18 protein-coding genes and 1 tRNA gene are annotated in these 21,830 nt (G+C 69.9%); 7 read left to right on the forward strand and 12 right to left on the reverse strand.

Going from position 1 to position 21,830, the window contains the following annotated elements:
• The first annotated feature begins 36 nt into the window (after positions 1–36).
• The 3 genes from BUE16_RS00155 (at position 37) to glmS (ending at position 4,444) form a co-directional block, all read left to right on the forward strand.
• The gene (locus BUE16_RS00155; protein WP_200778354.1) at positions 37–1,203 is read left to right on the forward strand and encodes a glycosyltransferase; all 1,167 of its coding nucleotides are present in this window, start codon (positions 37–39) and stop codon (positions 1,201–1,203) included.
• A 239-nt stretch (positions 1,204–1,442) separates the two neighbouring features.
• Entirely contained in the window at positions 1,443–2,636 is a 1,194-nt protein-coding gene (locus BUE16_RS00160) for a sugar phosphate nucleotidyltransferase (RefSeq protein WP_073306323.1), read from the forward strand.
• A complete protein-coding gene (glmS, locus tag BUE16_RS00165) occupies positions 2,636–4,444 on the forward strand; it encodes a glutamine--fructose-6-phosphate transaminase (isomerizing) (protein WP_073306325.1) in 1,809 nt (602 codons plus the stop codon). The genes BUE16_RS00160 and glmS overlap by 1 nt, the downstream gene beginning before the upstream one ends.
• Positions 4,445–4,482: 38 nt before the next feature.
• Here the strand turns inward: glmS and glmM are convergent, their stop codons facing one another.
• Positions 4,483–5,808: a phosphoglucosamine mutase gene (glmM, locus tag BUE16_RS00170; RefSeq protein ID WP_073306327.1), complete on the reverse strand. Its 1,326-nt coding sequence runs from the start codon at positions 5,806–5,808 to the stop codon at positions 4,483–4,485.
• A gap of 144 nt (positions 5,809–5,952) precedes the next feature.
• Between glmM and glmU the strand changes: the two genes are divergently transcribed.
• From glmU to artA, 3 genes are all read left to right on the forward strand, one after another.
• On the forward strand, positions 5,953–7,161 hold the full coding sequence (gene glmU, locus BUE16_RS00175; protein ID WP_073306329.1) for a bifunctional sugar-1-phosphate nucleotidylyltransferase/acetyltransferase: 1,209 nt from the start codon (positions 5,953–5,955) through the stop codon (positions 7,159–7,161).
• A gap of 405 nt (positions 7,162–7,566) precedes the next feature.
• Positions 7,567–9,969 (forward strand): DUF7827 domain-containing protein, encoded by a 2,403-nt coding sequence (locus BUE16_RS00180; RefSeq protein WP_073306331.1) that lies wholly within the window; start codon positions 7,567–7,569, stop codon positions 9,967–9,969.
• Positions 9,970–10,191: 222 nt separating this feature from the next.
• Positions 10,192–11,193, forward strand: coding sequence for an archaeosortase A (artA, locus tag BUE16_RS00185; RefSeq protein ID WP_073306333.1), 1,002 nt, complete (start codon positions 10,192–10,194; stop codon positions 11,191–11,193).
• 43 nt (positions 11,194–11,236) lie between these two features.
• On the opposite strand, the gene dph5 is transcribed toward artA, so the two are convergent.
• Complete coding sequence (gene dph5, locus BUE16_RS00190; protein ID WP_073306335.1) at positions 11,237–12,049, reverse strand: diphthine synthase; 813 nt, start codon at positions 12,047–12,049, stop codon at positions 11,237–11,239.
• 255 nt (positions 12,050–12,304) lie between these two features.
• Here dph5 and BUE16_RS00195 point away from each other — a divergent pair, with 255 nt between their 5' ends.
• Positions 12,305–13,069 carry a mechanosensitive ion channel family protein gene (locus BUE16_RS00195; protein ID WP_073306337.1) on the forward strand — a complete coding sequence of 255 codons (765 nt, stop codon included), beginning with the start codon at positions 12,305–12,307 and terminating at the stop codon, positions 13,067–13,069.
• Positions 13,070–13,241: 172 nt separating this feature from the next.
• On the opposite strand, the gene BUE16_RS00200 is transcribed toward BUE16_RS00195, so the two are convergent.
• The 10 genes from BUE16_RS00200 to BUE16_RS00245 form a co-directional block, all read right to left on the reverse strand.
• Positions 13,242–13,314 (reverse strand) — tRNA-Thr (locus tag BUE16_RS00200).
• Positions 13,315–13,391: 77 nt separating this feature from the next.
• Entirely contained in the window at positions 13,392–14,381 is a 990-nt protein-coding gene (locus BUE16_RS00205) for a class I SAM-dependent methyltransferase (RefSeq protein ID WP_073306339.1), read from the reverse strand.
• A gap of 47 nt (positions 14,382–14,428) precedes the next feature.
• Complete coding sequence (locus BUE16_RS00210; RefSeq protein ID WP_079991415.1) at positions 14,429–16,009, reverse strand: cobyric acid synthase; 1,581 nt, start codon at positions 16,007–16,009, stop codon at positions 14,429–14,431.
• Positions 16,009–16,782 carry a cob(I)yrinic acid a,c-diamide adenosyltransferase gene (locus BUE16_RS00215; RefSeq protein WP_073306341.1) on the reverse strand — a complete coding sequence of 258 codons (774 nt, stop codon included), beginning with the start codon at positions 16,780–16,782 and terminating at the stop codon, positions 16,009–16,011. Before BUE16_RS00215 ends, BUE16_RS00210 begins: the two co-directional genes overlap by 1 nt.
• A gap of 73 nt (positions 16,783–16,855) precedes the next feature.
• Positions 16,856–17,671, reverse strand: coding sequence for an adenosylcobinamide amidohydrolase (locus tag BUE16_RS00220; RefSeq protein ID WP_073306344.1), 816 nt, complete (start codon positions 17,669–17,671; stop codon positions 16,856–16,858).
• On the reverse strand, positions 17,661–18,674 hold the full coding sequence (locus BUE16_RS00225; RefSeq protein ID WP_073306346.1) for a threonine-phosphate decarboxylase: 1,014 nt from the start codon (positions 18,672–18,674) through the stop codon (positions 17,661–17,663). Before BUE16_RS00225 ends, BUE16_RS00220 begins: the two co-directional genes overlap by 11 nt.
• The gene (locus tag BUE16_RS00230; RefSeq protein WP_234972295.1) at positions 18,671–19,396 is read right to left on the reverse strand and encodes an NTP transferase domain-containing protein; all 726 of its coding nucleotides are present in this window, start codon (positions 19,394–19,396) and stop codon (positions 18,671–18,673) included. Before BUE16_RS00230 ends, BUE16_RS00225 begins: the two co-directional genes overlap by 4 nt.
• Positions 19,381–20,175, reverse strand: coding sequence for an adenosylcobinamide-GDP ribazoletransferase (locus tag BUE16_RS00235; protein WP_234972296.1), 795 nt, complete (start codon positions 20,173–20,175; stop codon positions 19,381–19,383). Before BUE16_RS00235 ends, BUE16_RS00230 begins: the two co-directional genes overlap by 16 nt.
• Positions 20,166–21,143, reverse strand: coding sequence for a CobD/CbiB family cobalamin biosynthesis protein (locus BUE16_RS17085; protein WP_073306348.1), 978 nt, complete (start codon positions 21,141–21,143; stop codon positions 20,166–20,168). The genes BUE16_RS00235 and BUE16_RS17085 overlap by 10 nt, the downstream gene beginning before the upstream one ends.
• On the reverse strand, positions 21,134–21,829 hold the full coding sequence (locus BUE16_RS00245; RefSeq protein WP_073306350.1) for an HAD family hydrolase: 696 nt from the start codon (positions 21,827–21,829) through the stop codon (positions 21,134–21,136). The genes BUE16_RS17085 and BUE16_RS00245 overlap by 10 nt, the downstream gene beginning before the upstream one ends.
• Position 21,830 lies beyond the last annotated feature (1 nt).

The raw sequence follows: 21,830 nt of genomic DNA on the forward strand, positions 1-21,830 counted from the left end.
ACTCAGGTCGCCCCGTATGTCACGTTTCCACCGCGCATGGGTGGTGACCATCGGACTCACGGCCTAGTCAAGGAGTTTCCTGCCGAAGGTCATACTGTCTCCAGATATTGTCAGGGTGGGTCCCCTGCGATGTACAAATCGTTCGACCTCCGTCGGCACGTCGAAATCGACGAGGGATACGACGAGTACCGCCATCTCAATCCTCTCCACGAAGTCAGTAAGTCCCTGATGCTGCTTGGGTATCCGAACCTTCTTGCCCACCAGACACTCCGCGTTGCAAGCGACGGCCTGGACAGATTGATCAAAGGCGCTGACGCGGTTTTAACCCGCGAGCCCTGGCAGATGCCGTACGTCCTTGACAACGCTCCTGCGGATACGCCGGTCATCTTTTCGAGCCACAACGTCGAAACCGAGCGGTTCGCTGACATCGAACAACCCCTGTTCGCAAACAGCGTCCAACGAAAAATTGACCAACTCGAACGTCGCTCCGTGGAGGAGACCGACGCCATCGTCTGTACAAGTCAAACTGACGCGGCGGTCTATCGGGAACGATACGACCCTGGTGGTCCAGTTCTGGTCGCACCAAACGGGACCTATGTGGATAGCCTCCGAAAACACCGTCCCGAGAGTCAGAGAGCAGGTCACATTCGATCACTGTACGGCATCACTACCGAAGAGACCGTCTGCCTGTTTATGGGCAGCAACTACAAGCCGAACGTAGAGGCAGCTCGAGAACTAGTCGGAATCGCTCGAGAAATGAACAGCGGTGAAGAACGCGCGCACTTCATCATCATGGGATCGGTTGGGAACGCTCTGAACGAGAAGTCGCTTCCCTCCAATGTAACTACGACCGGGTATGTTGAGGATCGATTTGAGGCCCATTTCGATGCCGCTGATATCGCTCTCAATCCAATGATATCTGGAGGTGGTACGAACATCAAACTCATCGACTATTTCGCTCGAAGCCTCCCGGTCGTCTCTACGCCGTTCGGCGCCAGAGGGTTCGACGCAGAGCATGGGGAAGTGATGCTCGTCTCCGAACTCGCTGAATTCCCTCGGGTCATTACTTCCCTTGGCAGTGATCACGACCGGAGGCAGGCCCTCGGCGACCGCGCACGACGACTTGCCAAACGAGAATACACGTGGGAGGCGTCCTCGCGAGCACTCATCAACTTCATCGAAACCGAGTTTGACCTAACCTAAGTCTCTTCCCGGATTTGGCGTGACAAGCGGATCTTCGCTGGACGGCTCCTCTGGGGCGTATTCGGTCGAATCACAATAGCTCTCCAGATAACACAGCCTCAGCACCACTAAGGAGCCGAAGAGTAACACGAAGTCACCTGCAGGGCAGACGGCTCAGTTTCCAACCGTACCGGAGAAGGATCCACCGGGTTACCTACTTGGGTCGAAAGATACAGTAATGTACTCACCCACACTCGGGCATGTCAATTGGTTCTGCGGTTGTCCTTGCGGCCGGCGAGGGCCGACGACTCAGACCACTTACGAAGTATCGTCCGAAGCCGATGCTTCCCGCGGCAAATCGCCCCATCCTTGAGTACGTCTTCGACGCGCTCGTCGATGCCGGCATCGACGACCTCCACGTCGTCGTCGGCTACGAGGGTGACCGCGTGCAGGACCACTTCGGCCCCACCTACCGAACCCGGACGATAACCTACCACAGACAGGACAAGCAACTCGGTAGCGGCCACGCCCTCCTGCAGGCCCGCGAGGCCCTCGACGGCGACTTCCTCGTGGTCAACGGCGACGAGGTCGTCGACACCGACCTGATCGAAGCGGTCATCGACGGCCACTCGGCCCAAAACGTCTGTACGCTCGCGGTCGTCGAATCCACTGAGGCACCGATGTACGGGGCGGTCACGCTCGACGGCGACACCGTCACCGACCTCATCGAGAAACCCGGTAGCGGCTCATATCGCCTGCTCAACGCGGGCGTCTACGCGTTCGGCCCGTCGTTCTTCTCGGCGGTCGAGAACGTCGAACGCGAGGAGGGCGAACTCGCTCTCACCGACGGCATCGCCGACGTGATCGACCGCGGTGGTCACGTGCGCGGCGTCAGAGCGAACGGGATGCACTCGGAGGTGACCTACCCGTGGGACCTGACCGAACTCGCGCGAACACTGCTCGCGGACGGGCGCGTGAACGAACCGGAGCGAGAGCCAGGGGTCCACGTCGCCGACTCGGCCTCGATCGCCGACGAGGCGACGCTGTACGCGCCGGTCGTGGTCGGGGCGGACGTGGCGATCGAACCCGGGGCGATCGTCGGTCCCGATACCGCAGTCGGGCGCAGCTCGACGGTCGAGGCGGGCGCGGTCGTCCGTCACTCGGTGATCGATAGCGACACGCGCGTCGGCACGAACGCGACGGTCGAGGACTCGATCACGGGTCAGGGCGTCGAGATCGGCGTCGGGTCGACCGCGCCGGGCGGCCCCGCGGACGTCCGCGTCGGCGACCGCGTTCACGAGGGCGAGCGCCTCGGCTGCGTGCTCGCCGACCGGGCGCGACTCGGCGGCGGCGCGACCGTTACGCCCGGACTGCTCGTCGGTCCGGGCGCCGACATCGCCGCGGGCGTGACGCTCCGTCGAAACGTCGACGAGGACACGGAGGTGCAGGGCTGATGTGCGGGATCATCGGCTGTGTCGGCCACGACGACGACACCCTCGACGTGATCCTCGACGGCCTTGAGACGCTGGAGTACCGCGGCTACGACTCCGCGGGCGTCGCGCTCGCGGGCGACACCATTGACGTGGAGAAGAAGGAGGGCCGCCTTGACGTCCTCCGCGAGTCGATCGACAACGGCGACGCGACGCCCAGTGGCCCGATCGGCATCGGGCACACCCGCTGGAGCACGCACGGCCCGCCGACGGACGCCAACGCCCACCCGCACACCGACGAATCGGATCGGGTCGCAGTCGTCCACAACGGCATCATCGAGAACTACCAGGCCCTCCGGGACGAACTCGAAGCCGACGGCGTCACCTTCACCAGCGACACCGACACGGAGGTCGTTCCGCACCTCTTCGGCGCGTTCCTCGACGCCGGGATGGAGGCGGAAGCGGCGTTCCGTCGGACGCTTGACCGGATCGAAGGAAGCTACGCCATCGCCGCCGTCGTCGCCGGCGACGACCGGATCTTCGCGACGCGCAACGACTCGCCGCTCGTCCTCGGCGTCGGCGACGGCACGTACTACCTCGCCAGCGACGTGCCCGCGTTCCTCGAACAGACGCGGGACGTCGTTTACCTCGATGACGGCGAGGTGGCGGTCATCGACGCCGACGGCTGGCGCGTTGCCGACCGCGACGGCGACGCCGTCGACAAGGAGGTGTCCACCGTGACCTGGAGCGCCGAGCAGACCGGCAAGAGCGGGTACGACCACTACATGCTCAAGGAAATCCACGAGCAGCCGACCGCGCTCCGACAGGGGCTCAGCGGCCGCCTCGACGAGCTCTCCGGGCGGGTCACCGTCGAGGAGTTGGACGACGTGGGGACGCCGGAGACCGTCCACTTCGTCGCCTGTGGCACCTCATATCACGCCGCCCTCTACGGGGTCGAACTGTTCCGCGAGGCGGGCATACCCGCGCAGGCGTTCATCGCGAGCGAGTACGCGACCGGGCCCGCACCCGTGCCCGAGAACGGCCTCGTCATCGGCGTCACACAGAGCGGGGAGACGGCCGACACGCTCGCTGCGCTCCGGGAGGCGGCGGGGCGCGGCGCGGAGACGCTCGCGCTCACCAACGTCGTCGGGAGCACCGTCGCGCGCGAGTGTGATCACGTCATGTACATCCGGTCGGGGCCGGAGATCGGCGTCGCCGCGAGCAAGACGTTCTCCTCGCAGCTCACGTCGTTGAACCTCCTCGTCGAGTCGCTCGCGGGCGGGGCGACCGGGGACTCGCGGGAGCTAGTGAGCGCGCTTCGGGACCTCCCGGGCGACATCCAGCAGGTGCTCGACGAGACGACCGCCGAGGCCGTCGTCGACGAGTACCTCGGCGACGACGCGTTCTTCTTCATCGGCCGGGGGCAGAACTTCCCGGTCGCCCTGGAGGGGGCGCTGAAGTTCAAGGAGATCACCTACGAGCACGCGGAGGGCTTCGCCGCGGGCGAACTGAAACACGGGCCGCTCGCGCTCGTCACCGCGCGCACGCCGGTGTTCGCGGTCGTCACCGGAAACGACGAGCGCGCCCGCAAGACCATCGGGAACGTGAAGGAGGTCGAAGCGCGCGATGCCCCGGTCGTCGCCGTGACCGACGGCCAGTCCGACGTGGAACGATACGCCGATCACGTCCTGTCCATCCCGGAGACGCACCCCCGGACGGCGCCGATGCTGGCGAACGTCCAACTCCAGCTCGTCTCGTATCACATGGCCGACCGACTGGGTCGCTCGATCGACAAACCGCGGAACCTCGCGAAGAGCGTCACCGTCGAGTAGTCGCGACCGGACCGCAATCGGTCGGTTCCGGGATTCTCTCAGTTCTCGGACGCAGTCGACACCAGCGCCCGCGCTTCCGAGAGGAGTTCCGTAGTTCGTTCCTCCGATCGCGCCTCGGCGGTGAGGCGGACGAGCGGCTGGGTCCCGCTCGCGCGGACGAGGATCCAGCCGTCGGGGAACGAGACTCGAACGCCGTCGAGCGTCTCGATCCGGTCGGCGTCGTAGCGCTCGCGCACCAGCGTCTCCACCCGGGCCAGCACCGCGCCGTTGTCGTCGGACTCGACGTTCTCGCGTCGGATCGGGTAGGTATCGATCCCGTCGACGAGTGCCGACAGCGCCCCCTCGTCGTCGACCAGCGCGGCGAGTTTCGCGGCCGCGAGCGGCCCGTCCGGACACAGCGTCTCCGCGGGCCAGATCCACGCCCCGCTCGGCTCGCCGCCGAAGGTGACGTCCTCGGCCGTGGCCGCCTCGGCGACGAACACGTCGCCGACGCGGGTCCGCGTCACCGTCACGTCCATCGGGGCGAGCGCGTCGTCGACTGCCAGACTCGTGTCGACGGGCGCGGCGACGCTGTCGCCCGCCTCGACGCTCCGCTGTGCCAACAGCGCGAGCAGGACGTCGCCGGAGACGAACCGCCCGGTCTCGTCGACCGCCAACATGCGGTCGGCGTCGCCGTCGTGGGCAATGCCGAGGTCGGCGTCGGTGTTCGCGACGGTCGCACGGAGGACGTCACAGTGATCGGCTGTGGGTTCGCTCGGCCGGGCGGGAAACGAGCCGTCGGGCCGGGCGTTGAGCGTCTGCACGTCGCATCCGAGCGCCGTGAGGGCGTCCGCGCTCACGCCACCGGCGCCGGTTCCACTGTCGACGACGACCGAGCAGTCGAGGGGGCCGCCGACCGACGCTCGGATCGCCTCTATGTGTGCGCGGTCAGCGCGGTCGTCGGTGGTCGTCTCGCCGATTCCGTCCCAGGCGGCGAACGCGAAGTCCGCCTCGCGAACCCGGTCTGCGATCCGCTCGCGTCGCTCGGTGTCGAACGCCTGTCCGGTGGGCGTCCACAGTTTCAGTCCGTTGTCCGGCGCGGGGTTGTGGGAGGCGGTGATCGCCACGCCCGCGTCGGCAGCGTGGCGGCCGACGCTGCGTGCGACGGTCGGCGTAGCCGCCATTCCCAGGTCGACCACGTCGCTGCCGCCCTCCTCCAGTCCAGCGACGACGGCCTTCCGGAGCATCCGGCCGCTGTCTCTCGGGTCGCGGCCGACGACGACCCGGTCGTATCCGTCGGCTGCGAGCGCCCGGCCCACAGAGAGGGCCGTCGCCGCGGTAACTTCCTCGCCGATCCGACCCCGGATCCCACTGGTCCCGAACACGGAGACCGGTGGTCGTGCCGGTCGCTTCAGTGTTCGCTTCACTCGCGGACCGCCGGGGGCGGTCCCGGGCGGAGAAACGCACAGAAGGAGGCAACGCGGTCGGCAGTCGGAACGGATTTGGGCGTCCCGGGAGTTCCGACTCGCGTGCAAACCGTCATTCTCGCCGCCGGGCAGGGGACCCGGATGCGGCCGCTCACCGACCGGCGGCCCAAACCAATGCTCCCCGTCGCCGGGAAGCCGCTCGTGGCCCACACCGCGGAGACGGCCGTCGCGGCCGGCGCGTCCCGGCTGGTGATCGTCGTCGGATACGAGTCCACCGACGTTCGCGCCTACTTCGGCGACGAGTACGCCGGCGTGCCGGTCGAGTTCGCCGAACAGGCCGACCAGCGCGGCACGGCAGACGCGGTCCGTGCCGGCGCGGACGCCCTCGACGACGGCCCCTTCGCGGTGCTCAACGGCGACGCGCTGTACGACGAGGCGTCGTTGACGGCGCTGTACGACCGCGCCCCTTCGGTCGGCTCCTACCGCGTCGACAACCCCAGCGCCTACGGCGTCCTCCACACGTCGGAGTCAGAGGGCGAGACGCGCGTTACCGGCGTGACCGAGAAACCTGCGGACCCTCCCTCGAACCGCATCAACACGGGCGCGTACGTCTTCCCCGCGGCCGCACACGACTGGCTGGACGTCGGCGAGAGCGAACGCGGCGAACTCGAACTCACCGACGTGCTGGAGCGGGCGTGTCGCGAGCGGGACGTGCGGGCGGTGCCGTTCGACCGCTGGCTCGACGTGGGTCGTCCGTGGGAACTGCTCGCGGCGAACGAGTGGAAACTCGACGAGTTGGAGCGCCGTCTCGACGGCCAGATCCACGAGAACGCCGAGGTCCGCGGCGACGTCGTCGTCGAGGAGGGCGCCGAGGTCGACGCCGGCGTCGTCGTCGAGGGGCCGGCGCTGATCCGGTCGGGGGCGACTGTCGGCCCCAACGCGTACGTGCGCGGGCGAACACTACTCGGAGCGGACGCGTCTGTCGGCCACAGCGTCGAGGTGAAAAACAGCGTGCTCATGGCGGGCGCGACGGTGGGGCACCTCTCGTACGTCGGCGACAGCGTGCTCGGGCGCGACGTGAACTTTGGCGCGGGGACGACGGTCGCGAACCTCCGGCACGACGACGAGGACGTTCGGGTGCTGGTGAAGGGGGAAGTCGTCTCGACCGGGCGCCGGAAGTTCGGCGTCGTCTGCGGCGACGGCGTGAAAACCGGGATCCAGACAAGTCTGAACGCGGGGGTGAAGCTCTCGACAGATGCGCGAACTGGTCCCGCGGAGCAGGTCGTTCGCGATCGGAGCGGTGAGTGGTGAACCGCGCAGGGGCACGGCTGACCGTTCGGCGTTGCTCCTCGTCCATGAGAGTGATCACTACCGATCAGAGAACACTACCGCAGTGTCGACTCGTGCAGCAGTGCGCGCAAAATATATTCACTCAGTTTCTACGCTGATGATAGTCAGATCTCTAACTGTTTCCCACAAAATACTTATCGGCGATTTTGGGAAGCGGGCTTCTACCCCCCAAATTCGGGTGTGTGAAGCGTTGACTTGGGTTCCGATTTACCACAAGAGATTTATAAGGTCCGATGTTGGTTACGCCCGTACCCCTACCCATGGTGACAGCAGAGAGTATCCCTCGCCGAGTCTGCATCGCGGGCGTTCTGGAGCAGGCGTGGGCGAACGATGTTGTCGCCGGTTGCAGTGCGACTACAGCAAACCATGACAGAAACTAACAACAAGATCCGCGCGCTGTTCCTGACAGCGCTGATGGTGTTCAGCGTCTTCGCTGGCACTGTCGCGTTCACAGGAGCTGCCGCTGCGGCAAACGCATCTGGAGCCCCTGACGTGCGTAAGGCTACGCACTACGTCGATTCCGACGACGGGGCCATCATCGAGATCGCGTTCAACGAAGATGTAACGAACACAAGCAACGCCACGGTTGAGGTTGGCTTTGAGGACGGCTCTACCGCCACCCTCGCCGACGCTGCTCTATCGGTCAATACTACCGCATCCGGCGGTGCACGCTTCGTCGTTGACACGGACGAAGTCTACAGCAATGTCCAGAACGTCACTGTCGCTGGTCTTGAAGATCAGGACGGTAACGTAATGGACCAGCAAACTGTGGACGTCAGGTTCGCGCCGACCACCGTGAGTGGATTCGGTAACAACAACGTGGCCAACACGACCGGATACTCCGGTGCAAACGTGGCACTGGAGGGCGAGTCGCTCCAGTCGATGTTCACTATCGATGGCCCGAGCACTGACGTGACTCGTGGATCGGGCGTCGGTAGCCAGGTCTACGTCCTGAACACGGACGGCTTCGAGACCGGCACGTACGAAGTCGGCTCGAACTCCACCACCGAGAACCTCGTCCTGAAGGACCTCGGTCTGGGAATCTCGGTCGATCAGACCTCCTTCACTACGGAGGAGAACATCACGGGCACCGTCACGTCCGGTGACATCAACCGCCCGGTCGATGTTGAACTCGTCAACAGCGACGACGAGGTCGTCGACTCGACGCAAGTCACCGTCGACTCTGACGGTGAGGTCGCATTCGACCTCGGCACCTACGACACGTCTGGTGAGTACACTGTCCGCGCGACGGACGTGAACACCGGCGTCACCGCCACGACGACCACCAACGTCACTCAGGCGGCCGACAACATGGCCTCCTTCGGCCAGTCCGGTAGCTACGAGGTCGACCAGGGTGACATCGCGAGCATCACGGTCAACCTGGAGGGTACCCAGACTGGGACGGTCGTTATCGGTAACGCCGACCAGTCCGGTTACCAGGCGAACCTCACGGTGACCGACGGTGAGGACGACGGTCAGTCCGTCACCATCCAGTTCAACACCTACACGGCGGGTAACAACAGCCTTGGTACCGTCGTGTCGGTTGCGGACTCGGACGACTCGGTTACCTTCAACAACCCCACCAGCCCCGAGGCGAACGTCGGTTCGCTCCTCGACACTGGCGACTACAGCCTCTACGCCTCTGCCGGCAACGTGCAGCCCGGCACCGTAGTCAACGCCGCCGACGCGCTCGGCACGCTGTTCATCCAGGAGCGGCAGACCACGGGCCAGCAGCTCTGGACCGCGCCTGCCGGCACCTCCTTCAGCAACGCCGACGCCTCGACGGTCACCACGCTCGTCGAGAACACGGAGCTGACGCAGGACAGCGCGATCGTCAAGGGCGACTACATCGTCCACCAGCTCAGCGCCTCCGGTCTTGAGGGCCTCGCGGCCTCTCAGAACGGCCTCGCGAACGCCATCCTCAACGGGAACGTGTCGGTGTCGGTCGTCCAGACCAACCCGATCTCGAACCGCGAGCCGCTCGAGCTGAACGTCACGGAGTCCGCAAGCTCTCTGACGATCATCTCGGACGCTGAGAACGACACCTACTACATCGCGTACCAGCCGAGCGCTGTCGCCTTCGAGCGCCAGGGTAGCGACACGAACGTCGCGCTCAGCGCGGGCAACAACTTCAACGCGACCATCACCGTGGACGACGAGCGTCTCCTCGATGATGGCGACACCAGCACGGACGCTGCGCAGTCCGTCTCCTCCGAGTTCGAGATTGTCGACGGGACGGTCTCGTACAACATGGACCCGGTCAACGTGACCGCGTCCTCGGGCCAGATGATCTCCGGTACGAGCACCTACGCGCCTGGTACGAACTTCACGGTTCGTGTCCAGTCCGCGCAGGACAGCCAGCCGGCGTTCATCAAGAGCCAGAGCGTCGAAGTCTCCGCCAGCGGTACGTGGTCGGCGAGCTTCGACTTCACGACGCCTGACGGCCTCAACGCTGGTGACGCGTTCAAGGTCAGCAACACGCTGACTAGCTCAACCGTCGACGGCAACATCGTCGAGAGCACGGCCACCCCGACGGCCACCGCGACGGCCACTGAGGGCACGCAGACGGCAACCGCGACGGCGACGGCAACCGCCACCGCCACCGCCACCGCGACGGCCACTGCGACGGCCACCGCGACGCCGGCTGACGGCGGCGGCGACACGGCAACGCCGACCGAGACGTCCACCTCGACGCCCGGCTTCGGCGCTGTCCTCGCAGTCATCGCCCTCATCGGCGCTGCGCTGCTGGCAGTCCGCCGTGAGAACTAACTGAGTTCTCACGTGCTCCCGGCTTTCGCCGGGAACGCCGCGACAACTAAAGATACGACTGACCGGGCGTAACCCGGTCACTTTCCGCTTCACGCGGACCCTTTCTTTCGACACGCTACACCCTCCAGCGACAGCGCCATCGATTCGCAGGCCGGCGCGGCTTCGCGTCCACGATACACGAGACGACAAGGGCTTTACCTCACAGCGCCGACCATACGACGAATGGCGAGTCTCTTCACCGACCTGCTCGGGTGGGTGGTGATCGCGACGTTCCTCGCCGGGGCGGGCGTCGAGTACGTCCGCCGCCACCGCGTCGGCGGCGAGGCGGGCGCGCTTGCGACCCTCCGCCGTCGCCTCGACGGGTTCGAGACGCCCCCCGAGCGCACGCTCGCGACCGCCGGCTGGGTGCTGTTCGCCGCCTTCTGGCTGGCGCTGTTCCCGCACTTCGCGTTCACACAGAAGAGCTACGTCGAGGGCGTGCTCTCGCTGCTGGCGGTCCCCGCGAGCCTGTACGCCGGGTGGCTGCTGTGGACCGGCCGCGACTCGCTGCTGGTGCTCTCGCGCGCCGTCGCCGCGATGGGGATCGTCTACTTCCCGTTCGAGTCGGTCGAGCCGCTCAAGCGGGGCCTCGTCCTCGTCGTCACCGAGCAGACCGGCTGGGCGATGGCGCAGTTGGGGTACCACCCGACGCGTGTCACCGGCCCGATCCTCGGGTATCACAACGCCTACCGGTTCGTCACCGCCGAGGGGCACGGCCTCGTCTTCGAGATCGTGCTCGCGTGCACCGGGCTGGGAAGCATGGCCATCTTCGCCGGGCTCATCGCCGCGGTTCGCGCCCCGCTCGGCCGCAAGCTCCGCGGGCTGGCCGTCTCCATCCCGACGATCTGGCTGCTCAACATCGTTCGAACCACCTTCATCGGGATCGCCTTCGGGAACCAGTACCTCCAGCTGTTCGTCGACGAGGTGCTGTTCCTGTTCGGCTCGTCGGACCCGTACATGGTGTCCTTTTTTCTCTCGGACCGCGTCATCTCGCAGGTGCTCGCGGTCGTCGCGCTCGTGGGGATCACCTACCTCGTCGTCCGCGAGCTTCCCGAGCTCGTCACCGTCATCGAGGACGTGCTGTACATGGTCACGAACGAGGAGTACGACCTGCTGGAGTCGCTTGACCTCCCGCGGGAGCCGGTGCGGGCGGATGGTGGCGGCAGCGACGCCGACGAACGGTAACGGGTTCGGCTACAAACCGGACTGTCTCAGCCGATGCCTCGCGTCACTCGAACGAGGGCAACACGTCCCGCGGACACCCCGCCAACGTCGCGAGCGCTTCGGCCTCCAGGTGGTGCAACTCCCCCGGGATCACGAGCATGTGCAGCGGCTCGCCGAACTCGCGCTCGCCCAGCACCCCCAGCGCGTCCGCGGCGACGACCGGCTCCGGGCTGCCAGCCCGCGCGACCGCGACGCCCACCGCGTCCTCGTCCCAGTCGCGCGCGAGCGCCGCGGCGGCGTGGTCGGCGGTCATGTACTCGTCTGACTCCCCCTCGGCAGGCCCGGCGGGCGAGGACCCGGCGACCTTGATGTCGAGGTAGACGAGGGTGTGGAGGCCGCGCTCGCGGTTCGCCTCGATCCCGTCAATGACGCTTTGCGGGGTTCCCTCGGCACCGTGGGCGTACTCGAATGGGAGGGTCACCGCCTTGCCGAAGCGGTAGTTCTGGAGCCCCGTCAACGAGGAGGCGGCCGACTGGGCGGTGACGCCGTGGATCACGCGGGTGTCGATGCTGCGCTCGGCCGCGCGCACGCGGAGGTCGACGTGCGTCGTCGAGATCATCGTGTCGCCGGCGGTACAAAAGGCGATCTCCCCGTCTTCGGCGGCGTCGAGGATCGCCGACGGGTCCTGCTCGACGCCGGCGCGGTCGCGCACCTCGATGTCGGCGCCGTGGTGCGCTTCGAGTGCCTCGACGGTGGTGCCCGCGAGCCGACTCGTGTAGAACTCCGCGAACACGCGGTCGGCCACCCGCAGCGCCTCGCGGCCCTCGACGGTGACCGAGCGCTCGTTCCAGAGGCCGAGTCCGATGAAGGTGAGCATGGCGGGAGGACGCCCGCCCGGCGCTTCCCGGTTTCGCTCCGGGCTCGGTGTCGTCGCCGCTCCCGCTTCGTGTCGCCCCGACAGGGCTTCCGTACTCCTGTCACCGATCGACGTGTCCGCATCGGGATCCACGCTCGCGGCACCGCCGCTCCGCCTCGGGCTGGACCGGTTGACGGTAGGCTGACAATTGTGCCGCTCCTCGCCGTGCGCCGATGTGGCTAACAAAGGGCTTCGATCGCCTCGATTCCAGTTGGTATGCGCTCTATCACTGGCGGCGCGGTCGTCGCCCAGATCACGGTACCGGACTGGCTTCAGGAAGTTGTCGCGCAGACGGTAGCCTTCCTGCCGCGGTTGCTCGGCGCGCTGGTGATCCTCCTGATCGGCTGGGTGGTCGGGGACGGCGCCTCCCGGGTGATCCGCGTGCTCGCCGACCGCGTCGAAGTCGACCGAGCGGTGTTGGCGACGCCGCTAGAGACGATCCTCGGCGGAACGGAGTCGGCCGTCTCGAGGGCGTTCGGCACGCTCGGCAAGTGGTTCGTGTACGCGCTGGCGGTGCTGGCGGCCGCGAACGTGCTCGCGATCCCGCTGCTGTCGGAGTGGATCCAGGCCGCGGTGTCGTACCTCCCGGCGTTCGTCGGTGGACTGCTCGTGATCGTGTTCGGGTTCGTCGTCGCGGACTTCATCGGCGACGCGATCACCCGGACTGAGGCGGCGACGCAGACGGAGTACACCACCTGGTTCGCTACGGGGACGAGGCTGTTCCTCTACTTCACCGCCGTCGTGATCGGGCTGTCGACGATGGGCGTCGACACCAGCATCCTCACCGTGTTCGCGCAGGCGATCGCGTGGGGGATCGCCGCAGCCATCGCCATCGGCGTCGGCGTCGCCGTCAGCTGGGGCGGCTACACCTACGTCCAGGACAACATCGCGCGGTGGGCAGGCCGGGTGTCGTCAGCGACCCCCCGGCCGCGACACGAGCGCATGGAAGGCGAGGGGGCGCCCGCTGCGGACGACGACTGACCGACGGGTCGCCACCGGCAAGCGGATCGCCACCGGCTGGCTGGAACTGATGTGAAGAGCGGTGGAAAGTCGGTGGAGAGGAGTGCGAACCACGCCCGGAGGAGCGAAGCGAGTCCGGTCTAATTCAAATTCCTATCCACCTTTCGCTGTTCACGTTCGTTCGCAGCAGGAAAGCCGGTGGAGGGATTTGAACCCTCGGCCTATTCCTTACGAAGGAATCGCTCTGCCAGCTGAGCTACACCGGCGCGTGCAATCAGTCGTACTGCCATGACGGGAATAAGGGTTGCGAATGTGCGTCGGCGTGGCTCGGACTCGCACGCGGCTACGGACGCCGAATCCGCACGTCCAGACAGACGTTCACCTCGTGGGGCGCGTACGACCGCACCTCCCGACGCGTGAGCACCTCCACCTCGTAGCCCGCGGGCTCCGCGACCGCTCGAACCGCTCGCTCCCCGGGGCCGAACGGGTCGTCCTCGTGGGTGATGTCGTACAGGTGGATCACGCAGTCGTCGCCAGCGAGCCGCACGGCGGTGTCGAGGAACCCGTCGGCGCTGTGGGGGAGATTCATCACGATCCGGTCGGCCCAGCCGTTGTAGTCGGCGGTCGTCTCGCGCACGTCGCCCTCCAGCACGGTGACCGCGTCGGCGACGCCGTTGCGCGCGGCGTTCTCCCGGAGGGACGCGACCGCCGCGGGGTTCACGTCGCACGCGAGCACCGCGGCGCCGCGGGCGGCCATCGGCACCGCGAAGGGGCCGACGCCCGCGAACATGTCGACAATGCGTTCGTCCGCTTCGACCTGCGCTGTGACGCGGTGGCGCTCGGTCGCGAGGCGGGGCGAGAAGTACACCTCGGCGATGTCGATGGCGAACTCATGGCCGTACTCGCGGTGGACCGTCTCGGTCCCGTCGCCGTAGAGCACGTCCCACTCGCGGACGCGGTACTCGCCGGCGACCTTCGAGGCGCGGTTGACGACCGCCTCGCAGGGCACGTCCGACTCGACGATTGCGTCGGCGATCCGCCGCGCGCGCTCGGGGTGGTCCTCGTCGAGGATGACGATGTCGCCGAGGCGCTCGTAGGAGGGTTCAAACCCGAGAAGCTCCGCGGGCGGCGTCGGGCCGTCTCGCTCGGCTGTCTCGCGGTTGACGACCTCGTACCCCGCCTCGCGGGCGGCGGCCGCGTCGACGACGGGGAGAAAGATGTCGCCGTCCTCGACGGCGATCTCGCGGTCGCCGTCGAGCAGGTCGCGCTCGGCGAGCGCAGCCCTCGTCGGCTCGCCCTCAGAGACGGAGACGCGGACGCAGGGCGTGGTCATACCCGGCCTCGGCCGGCCGCGCGAAAAGGGCTACCGGTCCGCCCCGACTACGGACCCGACTCGGCGTCGTGAGCCGCCGCGTCGCCGAACAGCGCCTCACAGTCGAGGGCGGCGACGAGGTCGGCGGCCGCCTCGTACGGGGAGCCCGCGGCGGCGGTCCCCGCGGGACGCTCGCGCCCCGCGCGCTCGAAGACGGCGTCGACGAACGCCTCGCGGACGGGCCGGGCGGCGAACACGTCGTGGAGGTACGTCCCGACCACGTCGCCGAGGGCCGCGCTCCCCGGCTCCAGCGGGGTCTCGACGGCGTCCGAGTCGATCGGCTCCGTCCGGCCCATGTGGATCTCGTACCCCGATACGGTCCCGTCGGCGGCCGCAAACGGGCCGGTGCCGTCGACGGAGACCGTCGTCTGCCGGACGCGCTTGTCAGTCGAGAAGCGCGTCTCGACCGGGAGCAGCCCCAGCCCGTCGACCTCGTCGGCGTCGCCGGTGCCCTCGACCGCGGCGTTCGTGATGCGCTCGCCGAGGATCTGGTAGCCGCCGCAGACGCCGACGACGGGGCCGTCGAACGCCCGGAGCCGGTCGCCGACGCCCGCCGCGCGCAGCGCCAGCAGGTCGTCGACCGTGTTCTTGGTGCCCGGGAGCACTACCGCGTCGGCGTCCGCGAGGTCGGCGTCGAGCGGGACGTACGCGACCCGGACGCCGGGCGTGCGCGCCAGCGGCTCGAAGTCGGTGAAGTTCGAGACGCGCGGGAGGCGCGCCACCGCGACCGTCACCGCACCCGCGTCGGCGACGCCGTCGTCGGTGCCGACGACCGCGCGCTCGCCGGCGGCCGGCAGCGACACGCTGTCCTCCTCCGGGAGCCCTGGGTCGTCGTACGGGAGCACGCCGAGGACGGGGACCCCGGTCCGCTCTTCGAGGTCGTCGAGCCCCGGTTCGAGGATCGCGGGGTCGCCGCGGAACTTCGTGATCGTCGTCCCGACGACGCGTTCGCGCAGATCCGCAGGCATGAGTTCGAGCGTCCCGTAGAGGCTCGCGAACACGCCCCCGCGCTCGATGTCGCCCAGCAGCAGGATCGACGCGTCGGCAAAGCGGGCGACCTCGACGTTCGCCAGGTCGCGATCGTGGAGGTTGATCTCGGCGATGGAGCCGGCGCCCTCGGCGACGATCACGTCGTGGTCGGCCGCGAGCCGCTCGTACGCCCCGCGGGCGGCCGACCGCGCCCGCTCCCAGTGCTCGTCGTAGTAGGCGCCGGCTTCGACGTGCCCGACGGCCTCGCCGTCGATCACGAGCTGGCTCTCGCCGTCGCCGCGGGGCTTCAAGAGCACGGGGTTCGCGTCCGTCGTCGGCTCCACTCGCGCGGCGCGCGCCTGCACGAACTGCGAGACGCCGACCTCCCCCCACTCGCCGGCGGGCGTGAGCGCCGCCCGAGCGTTGTTGCTCATGTTCTGGGCCTTGAACGGCGCGACCGACACGCCGGCGTCGGCGAGGCGGCGACACAGGCCCGCGACGACCGTGCTCTTGCCGACGTGGCTCGCCGTGCCCGCGACGAGCAGCGTCGCGGCGTCGGCGTCGCCCTCGCGGTCTCCGGCTCCGGCCACGGCCCCGGGTTCGGACTCTCCCCCGCGCATCAGTACTCGGTGCCCTTGCGGGCGCGGTGGCCGTCGTCGAACGGGTGTTTTCCCTTGCGGACGTTGGTGATCAGATCCGAGGCCTCGCGCAGGTACTCGGGTTCCTCGTGGCCACCGGTGAGCACGAGTTCGAGGGCGTCGGGCTTCGAGTCGATCAGGTCGAGCAGGTCCTCGGGGTCGACCAGTCCGCGGTTGGCCGCGTACACCACCTCGTCGAGCACGAGCATGTGCGCGCCGTCCGCGGGGTCGCCGTCGAGGGGGAGCGGTTCCGTCAGGTCGAGATCGGCCCACCCGTCGACCAGTTCGCGGGCGCGCTCGAACCCCGCGGCCGCGCGGGCGGTGTGGTCGTCTTCGTCGGTGCCGTCGGCCATCGCGTGCCAGCCGTAGTGACCGGAGTTCTCATAGCTGATCCCCGGAAGCGCCGCGATGGCGTTGTACTCGCCGCGGACGTCCTCGACGCTGTCCGCGCCGCCCTTCATGAACTGGAGGAGGTGGACGCGGTAGCCGTGGCCGGCCGCCCGGAACGCCATCCCCAGCGCGGCGGTCGTCTTCCCCTTCCCGTCGCCCCACCACGTCTGCACCAGCCCGAACGCCTCGGGCGCGGCGGGCTCGATGTTGCGGGCGGACGGGGTGACGCCCCTCCCGGGCGTTCGCGCGCGGGGGTTCTCGGCGTGGTCGTCGGATCGGCTGTCCTCGTCGGATAGGCCGTTCTCGTCCGGGCGGTCGTCGTCGTCGGATCGGTCGGCTTCGGTGTCTGGGTCGGTGTCGGTCATAGGTAGCTCCTACTGGCTGGATCGGCAAACGATTCCGGGTCGGTCGTCGTCGCGCCGCGCCACACTGGGTCGGTCACGCCCGCCTCACCTCCGTCTCGCGGTCGGTGACGACGCCGTGTTCCGCGTCGGCGACGCTGGCCGGAACGCTCGCGTCGCCGGCGGCGTACCGCGAGTCGAGGCTCGCGCGGACGGCGTCGCGGACGCACGCTCGCGCGGCGCTCCCGACGGGCGTCGCGCTCCCCGAGAACGTCGCTGGCTCGCCGTCGCGGGCGCTGCCGACGACCACCGCGTCGGTCGTCGTCCCGGGGACCCCCGTCGCAGACAGCAGCGTCGCCGCCTTCGCCTCGGCGGCGACCGCGACCAAGTTCGCGAGCGCGCCGTCGTCGAGACGGCGGTCGGTTCCGACGAGGATGTTCACCGTCCCGCGGCCGGGGCGGTCAGGGGCGTCGCCGGCGGTCGACTCGTCGTCGGCGGCGACGGGCTCGCCTTCCGCGGCCGGCCCCCCGCCGCCCACCGGCAGCGCCGCGGGGTTCGAGACGCCCGCGGTGGCGACCGCGAGGACGGACCCCGACCGCGCGACCCGCGCGTGGCGCATGTCGACGCCGGTGAGCAGCGCCGGCGAGGACGGCGGGCGCTCGGCGCGGGCGACTCCGTCTTCGCCGCTCACACCGTCGCCGTCGTCCTCGCTGAAGTCGTCGCGAAAGCCGGCATCAGCGAGCCGCCGTGCGACGTACGCGTCGAGATCGGTCCGGTCCCACCCCTCGGGCACGGAGACGTTGTACCCGGCCGGGGCGTCGGCGAAGCCGCCGGCCCACCCAGTCGAGAGCCAGCGGGTGTCGGGTCGCCGGAGGCGGAGCACGCCCGCGGCGACGGCGGTCTCAAAGCCCACGCAGCACCTCCAGCAGGCGGTCGTTCTCGTCGGCGGTCCGGACCGCGACCCGGACGTGGGAGTCGAGCCCGCGGAACGTCCGCGCGTCGCGGACCGCGATCCCCGCCTCGGCGGCGCCATCGAGGACGGCGTCGACCCCGCGGTCGCCCGCATCGAGCACGAGGAACGGCGCGTCGGAGGGGTGGACCCCGTACCCCGCGTCCGTCAGCGCCGCCCGCATCCGCTCGCGCTCGCTCGCGACCCGCTCGCGCGTCTCGGCGACGAACGCCCCCCGTCGCATGCAGTGGGCGCCAACGGCGAGCGCGGGCGCGCCGAGGTTCCAGGTGCGCCGGGCGTTTGCGAGCGCCTCGCCCCACGCGCCGGTCGCGACGGCGAAGCCCGCGCGGATCCCCGGCAGGCCGAACAGCTTCGTCAGCGACCGGGCGACGACGACGCCCGGCTCGCCCGCGAGCGAAGGCCGGTCGGTGAACCCGAGGAACGCCTCGTCGACGAGCAGGGGCGTCCCGGCGTCGCGACACCGCGCGGCCAGCGCCCGGAGGTCGTCGTCCGGATACGCGTTCCCGGTCGGGTTGTTCGGATTACAGACGATCGCGAGCGCGTGCTCGGCCGGGTCCACGTCAGCGATCGCCGCCTGCGGAACGAACGTCGGTTCGCCGCCCTGCAGGCGCACCTCACGGGCGTACTCTCCGAAGCTCGGGTACGGCACCGCGACGGTGTCGCCGGGGTCGACGGCGAGGTCGATCGTCAGCCGAATCGCGGCGAGACCGCCGGGCGTCGGGGTCACCGCCTCGGGCGCACAGTCCACGTAGTCGGCGGCCGCGTGGCGATACGCCGCGGGCGGCTCTGCGGGGTACGTCCGCGCCGCCTCGAACGCGCCGCGGTAGGCCGCCTCGGTGCCGTCGGGAACGCGCGGGTTCGTGTTCGCGCTGAAGTCGAGCACGTCGGTGTCGTCGCTGCTGCCGTGGGGCGTGCGCGGTGTGTCGCGCGCGGTGTCGAAGTTCATGGGCTGGTGTCGGTGGAGTTCGACTGCTCGGTCGGTCCGCGGGGGTCGTCGCTCGCGTCGCGCCCCCGCTCGCGACGCAGCAGCGCCTCGGCGACGCGGCAGTCGCGCGGGCGGTTCGCGTTCACCGCGAGGGGCTCGGTGTCGAGGACGAGCGAGGCGTCGGTCGGTCCGTCGCCGCTGCCGTCGTCGGCACCGACGACGTTCAGGCCCGTCGGCGCCACGGGGCGACCGTCGACCGTCGTCGTGGTCTCGGGGTCGACGCTGACGCCGAGGCCGCGTTTCAGGTCGACGGGGACGTAGACGGCGAGCGAGGCGTCGGCGGCGCCGGCCCGGTCGCCCGCGGCGCCGAGCACCCGGTCGATCGCCGCGGCCGACAGGAGCGGGAGGTCCGCGACGACCGTGAGGACCGGCCGGTCGACCCGCTCCAGCGCGTACCCGAGGTCGGCGACGTAGCCGTCGCCGGGGGCGTCGACGACGGCGAGGGAGTCGCCGGTGCCGCCGTGGCCGGCCGCGCCCGTAGCCCGCGTCCGGAGGTGTTCGCGCGTCGCGGGCGCCTGCGGCGAGACGACGGCGTGAGCGCGGTCCGCGCGGCTGGCCGCGAGCGCGTCGAGCACGCGGTTGACCATCGGCTCGCCGCCGACCTTGACCAGCGGCTTCTCTGCGGCCTCGCCGACCGCCCCAAGGCGGGTGCCGCGCCCCCCGCACATCACGAGAGCGTCCACGCGATCACCCCCACGTGGAGCCCGGCGACGCGGGCGGTCTCGCTCGTCGCACCGAGCACGTCGCCGCTGACGCCGCCGAGGCGGGTCCTCGCCCACCACAGCGCCGCGGCGGCGACGACCGTCGCGGTGAGGAGAACGGCGAGACCGGGGGCGAGCGCGGGCCAGCCGACGAGCGCGGCGGGCGCGGCGACGACGCCCACTCCGGGCAGCGAGCGCGGGCCGGACTCGGCAGTCAGCGCCGACCCGAGTCCCTCGTGAGCGGCGTCGCCGAGGCACACCAGCGCCGCGGTCGCGGCCTTCCCGCCGACCTCGGCGGCGACGACGATGCCGACGGCGGCCGCCGGCGCGGTCCGCGCGAGGGCCGCGAGCAGCGCCGCCGCGGCCGCGAGGCCGAGGACGACGAGCGCGAGCGCGAGCGCGCCCCCGACGCCGACGGCGCTGTCTTTCAGCACCTCGCGGCGGCGCTCGGCGTCGCCGTGGACGACCGCCGCGTCGCCCAGGTCGGCGACGCCGTCGAGGTGGGTGATCCCGGTGACCGCGTACGCCCAGCCGACGAACAGCGGCGCGACCGTCTCGGTCGGGAGCGCGGCGGCGCTGCCGGGCACGACCGCCACCGCCGCGAACGGGAGCGCCAGCAGCGCGCCGATCGGGTAGCCGACGGCGGGGATCGCCGCGGGCGTCCGACGGAACGCCTCCCACCGCTGTTCGCCGTGCCCGACGGGGATGCGCGAGAGGAAGCCGAGCGCGCCGACGACGGCCGCGAGCGGCCTCACGGCCACGTCGTCACCTCCGCGACCCCTGCGGGCAGGACTGCGACCCCCGCGAGCAGGAACGCCAGCGCCCCGGCGAGCGCGACCGCTCGGACGCCGGCTCGCGACTCGGCGAGCGAGGGGAGGTCGGCGTCCGGGTTGAGCGTGTACGCGCCCGATTTCGCGAGCCGCACGTCGAGCGCGGCCGCCGCGGTCGCCATCGGCCACCCCGAGTTCGGCGAGGCGGGGACGCGGGCCCATCGCCGGGCGGCGAGCAGCGATCCGGGCGACCCGGCGGCGACGGCGAGCAACACGGCCGACACGCGGGCGGGCACCCACATAACCGCGTCGTCGAGGCGGGCGCTGGCGGTGCCGACCGGTCTGTCCGGGTAGCCGAGCATCGAGTCGAGCGTATTCACGCCCTTCACCCACGCGGCGGCGGCGACGCCGAGCACGAGCGACGCCTGCGCGCCGAGCGCGAACGCCAACAGGGGCGCGACGAGCCCGTCGGCGAGGTTCTCTGCGGCGCTCTCGACGGCCGCGCTCCGGATCCCCGCGGCCGACAGCGCCGACGTGTCCCGGCCGACCAGCGCGATCGCCGACTCCCGGGCAGCGCCGGCGTCGCGCCCGGCCGCCTTGACCACCTCGCTCGCGACGGCGACGAGCATCCGCAGGCTTGTGAGCGAGAACAGCGCGAGCCCCGCGACGACCGCGGTGGCGACGGGGACGACGAGCGCGACGGAGGTCCCGGTCCACGCGACGCTCGCGGCGACGACGCTTCCGGCGCCCGCGACGACGCCCCACGCGACCGCCGCGAACGCCAGCGGGAGAACGACCGCGGCGACGACGCCGACGGCCCGCGGTCGGGGCCACTCGCGGTCGACCGCGCCGACGACCCGGCCGAACAGGGCGATCGGGTGCACGCGACCCGGCGGCTCCGCGAACGCCGCGTCGAGCGCCGCCGCCAGCCCGACGGCGGCGAGGGCGGTCAGCCCCATCGCTCCGCGACGACCGACGGCAGTTCCGGAAGCGACGCCTCGCCGACCTCGACGAACTGTGCGCCAGCGTCGGCGGCCCCGCCGTCGGTCTCCGGGTCGTCGCCGACGTGGAGCAGTCGCTCGGCCGGGACGCCGAGGTCGGCGGCGACCGCCTCGAACGCCCGCGTGTCGGGCTTGCGCCACCCGCACTCGACGCTGGGGACCACGGCGTCGAGGTCCCCGGCGTCGACGGCCGACCGCTCCAGCGTCCGTTCGACGAGTCCGGGAACGCTGCAGTTCGACAGCACGCCCACGGGCCGCTTCTCGGCCAGCGCCGCGACCGTCTCGGCGGCGCCGGATCTGGTCTCGACCGGCCGATCGAACGCCGCGCGGACGGCCACCGCGGTGTCGTCGACGAACGTGCGCGCCTCGCGCTCGGACGCCCGGCTCGCGAGCGCCGCCGCGACGTGGTGGTGTAGGGGGTGCTCGACTCCCTTCTCATACTCCAGGTGTGGCTCGGCGTACGCGTCGGTCCAGTCGTCGGGGACGACGACGCCCCGCTCGCGGAGCTCGGCGGCGACGGCCGCGGCGGGGTCGTCCGGCGCGTCCGCGTCGACGAGGGTGTCGAACAGGTCGAACGAGACGGCGGCGACGCCGTCGTCGGATCTCTCCTCTGTCCCGGCGTCGACGGCGCCGCCGGATCCCATC

The organism is Halobaculum gomorrense, assembly GCF_900129775.1.
GTDB lineage: Archaea > Halobacteriota > Halobacteria > Halobacteriales > Haloferacaceae > Halobaculum > Halobaculum gomorrense.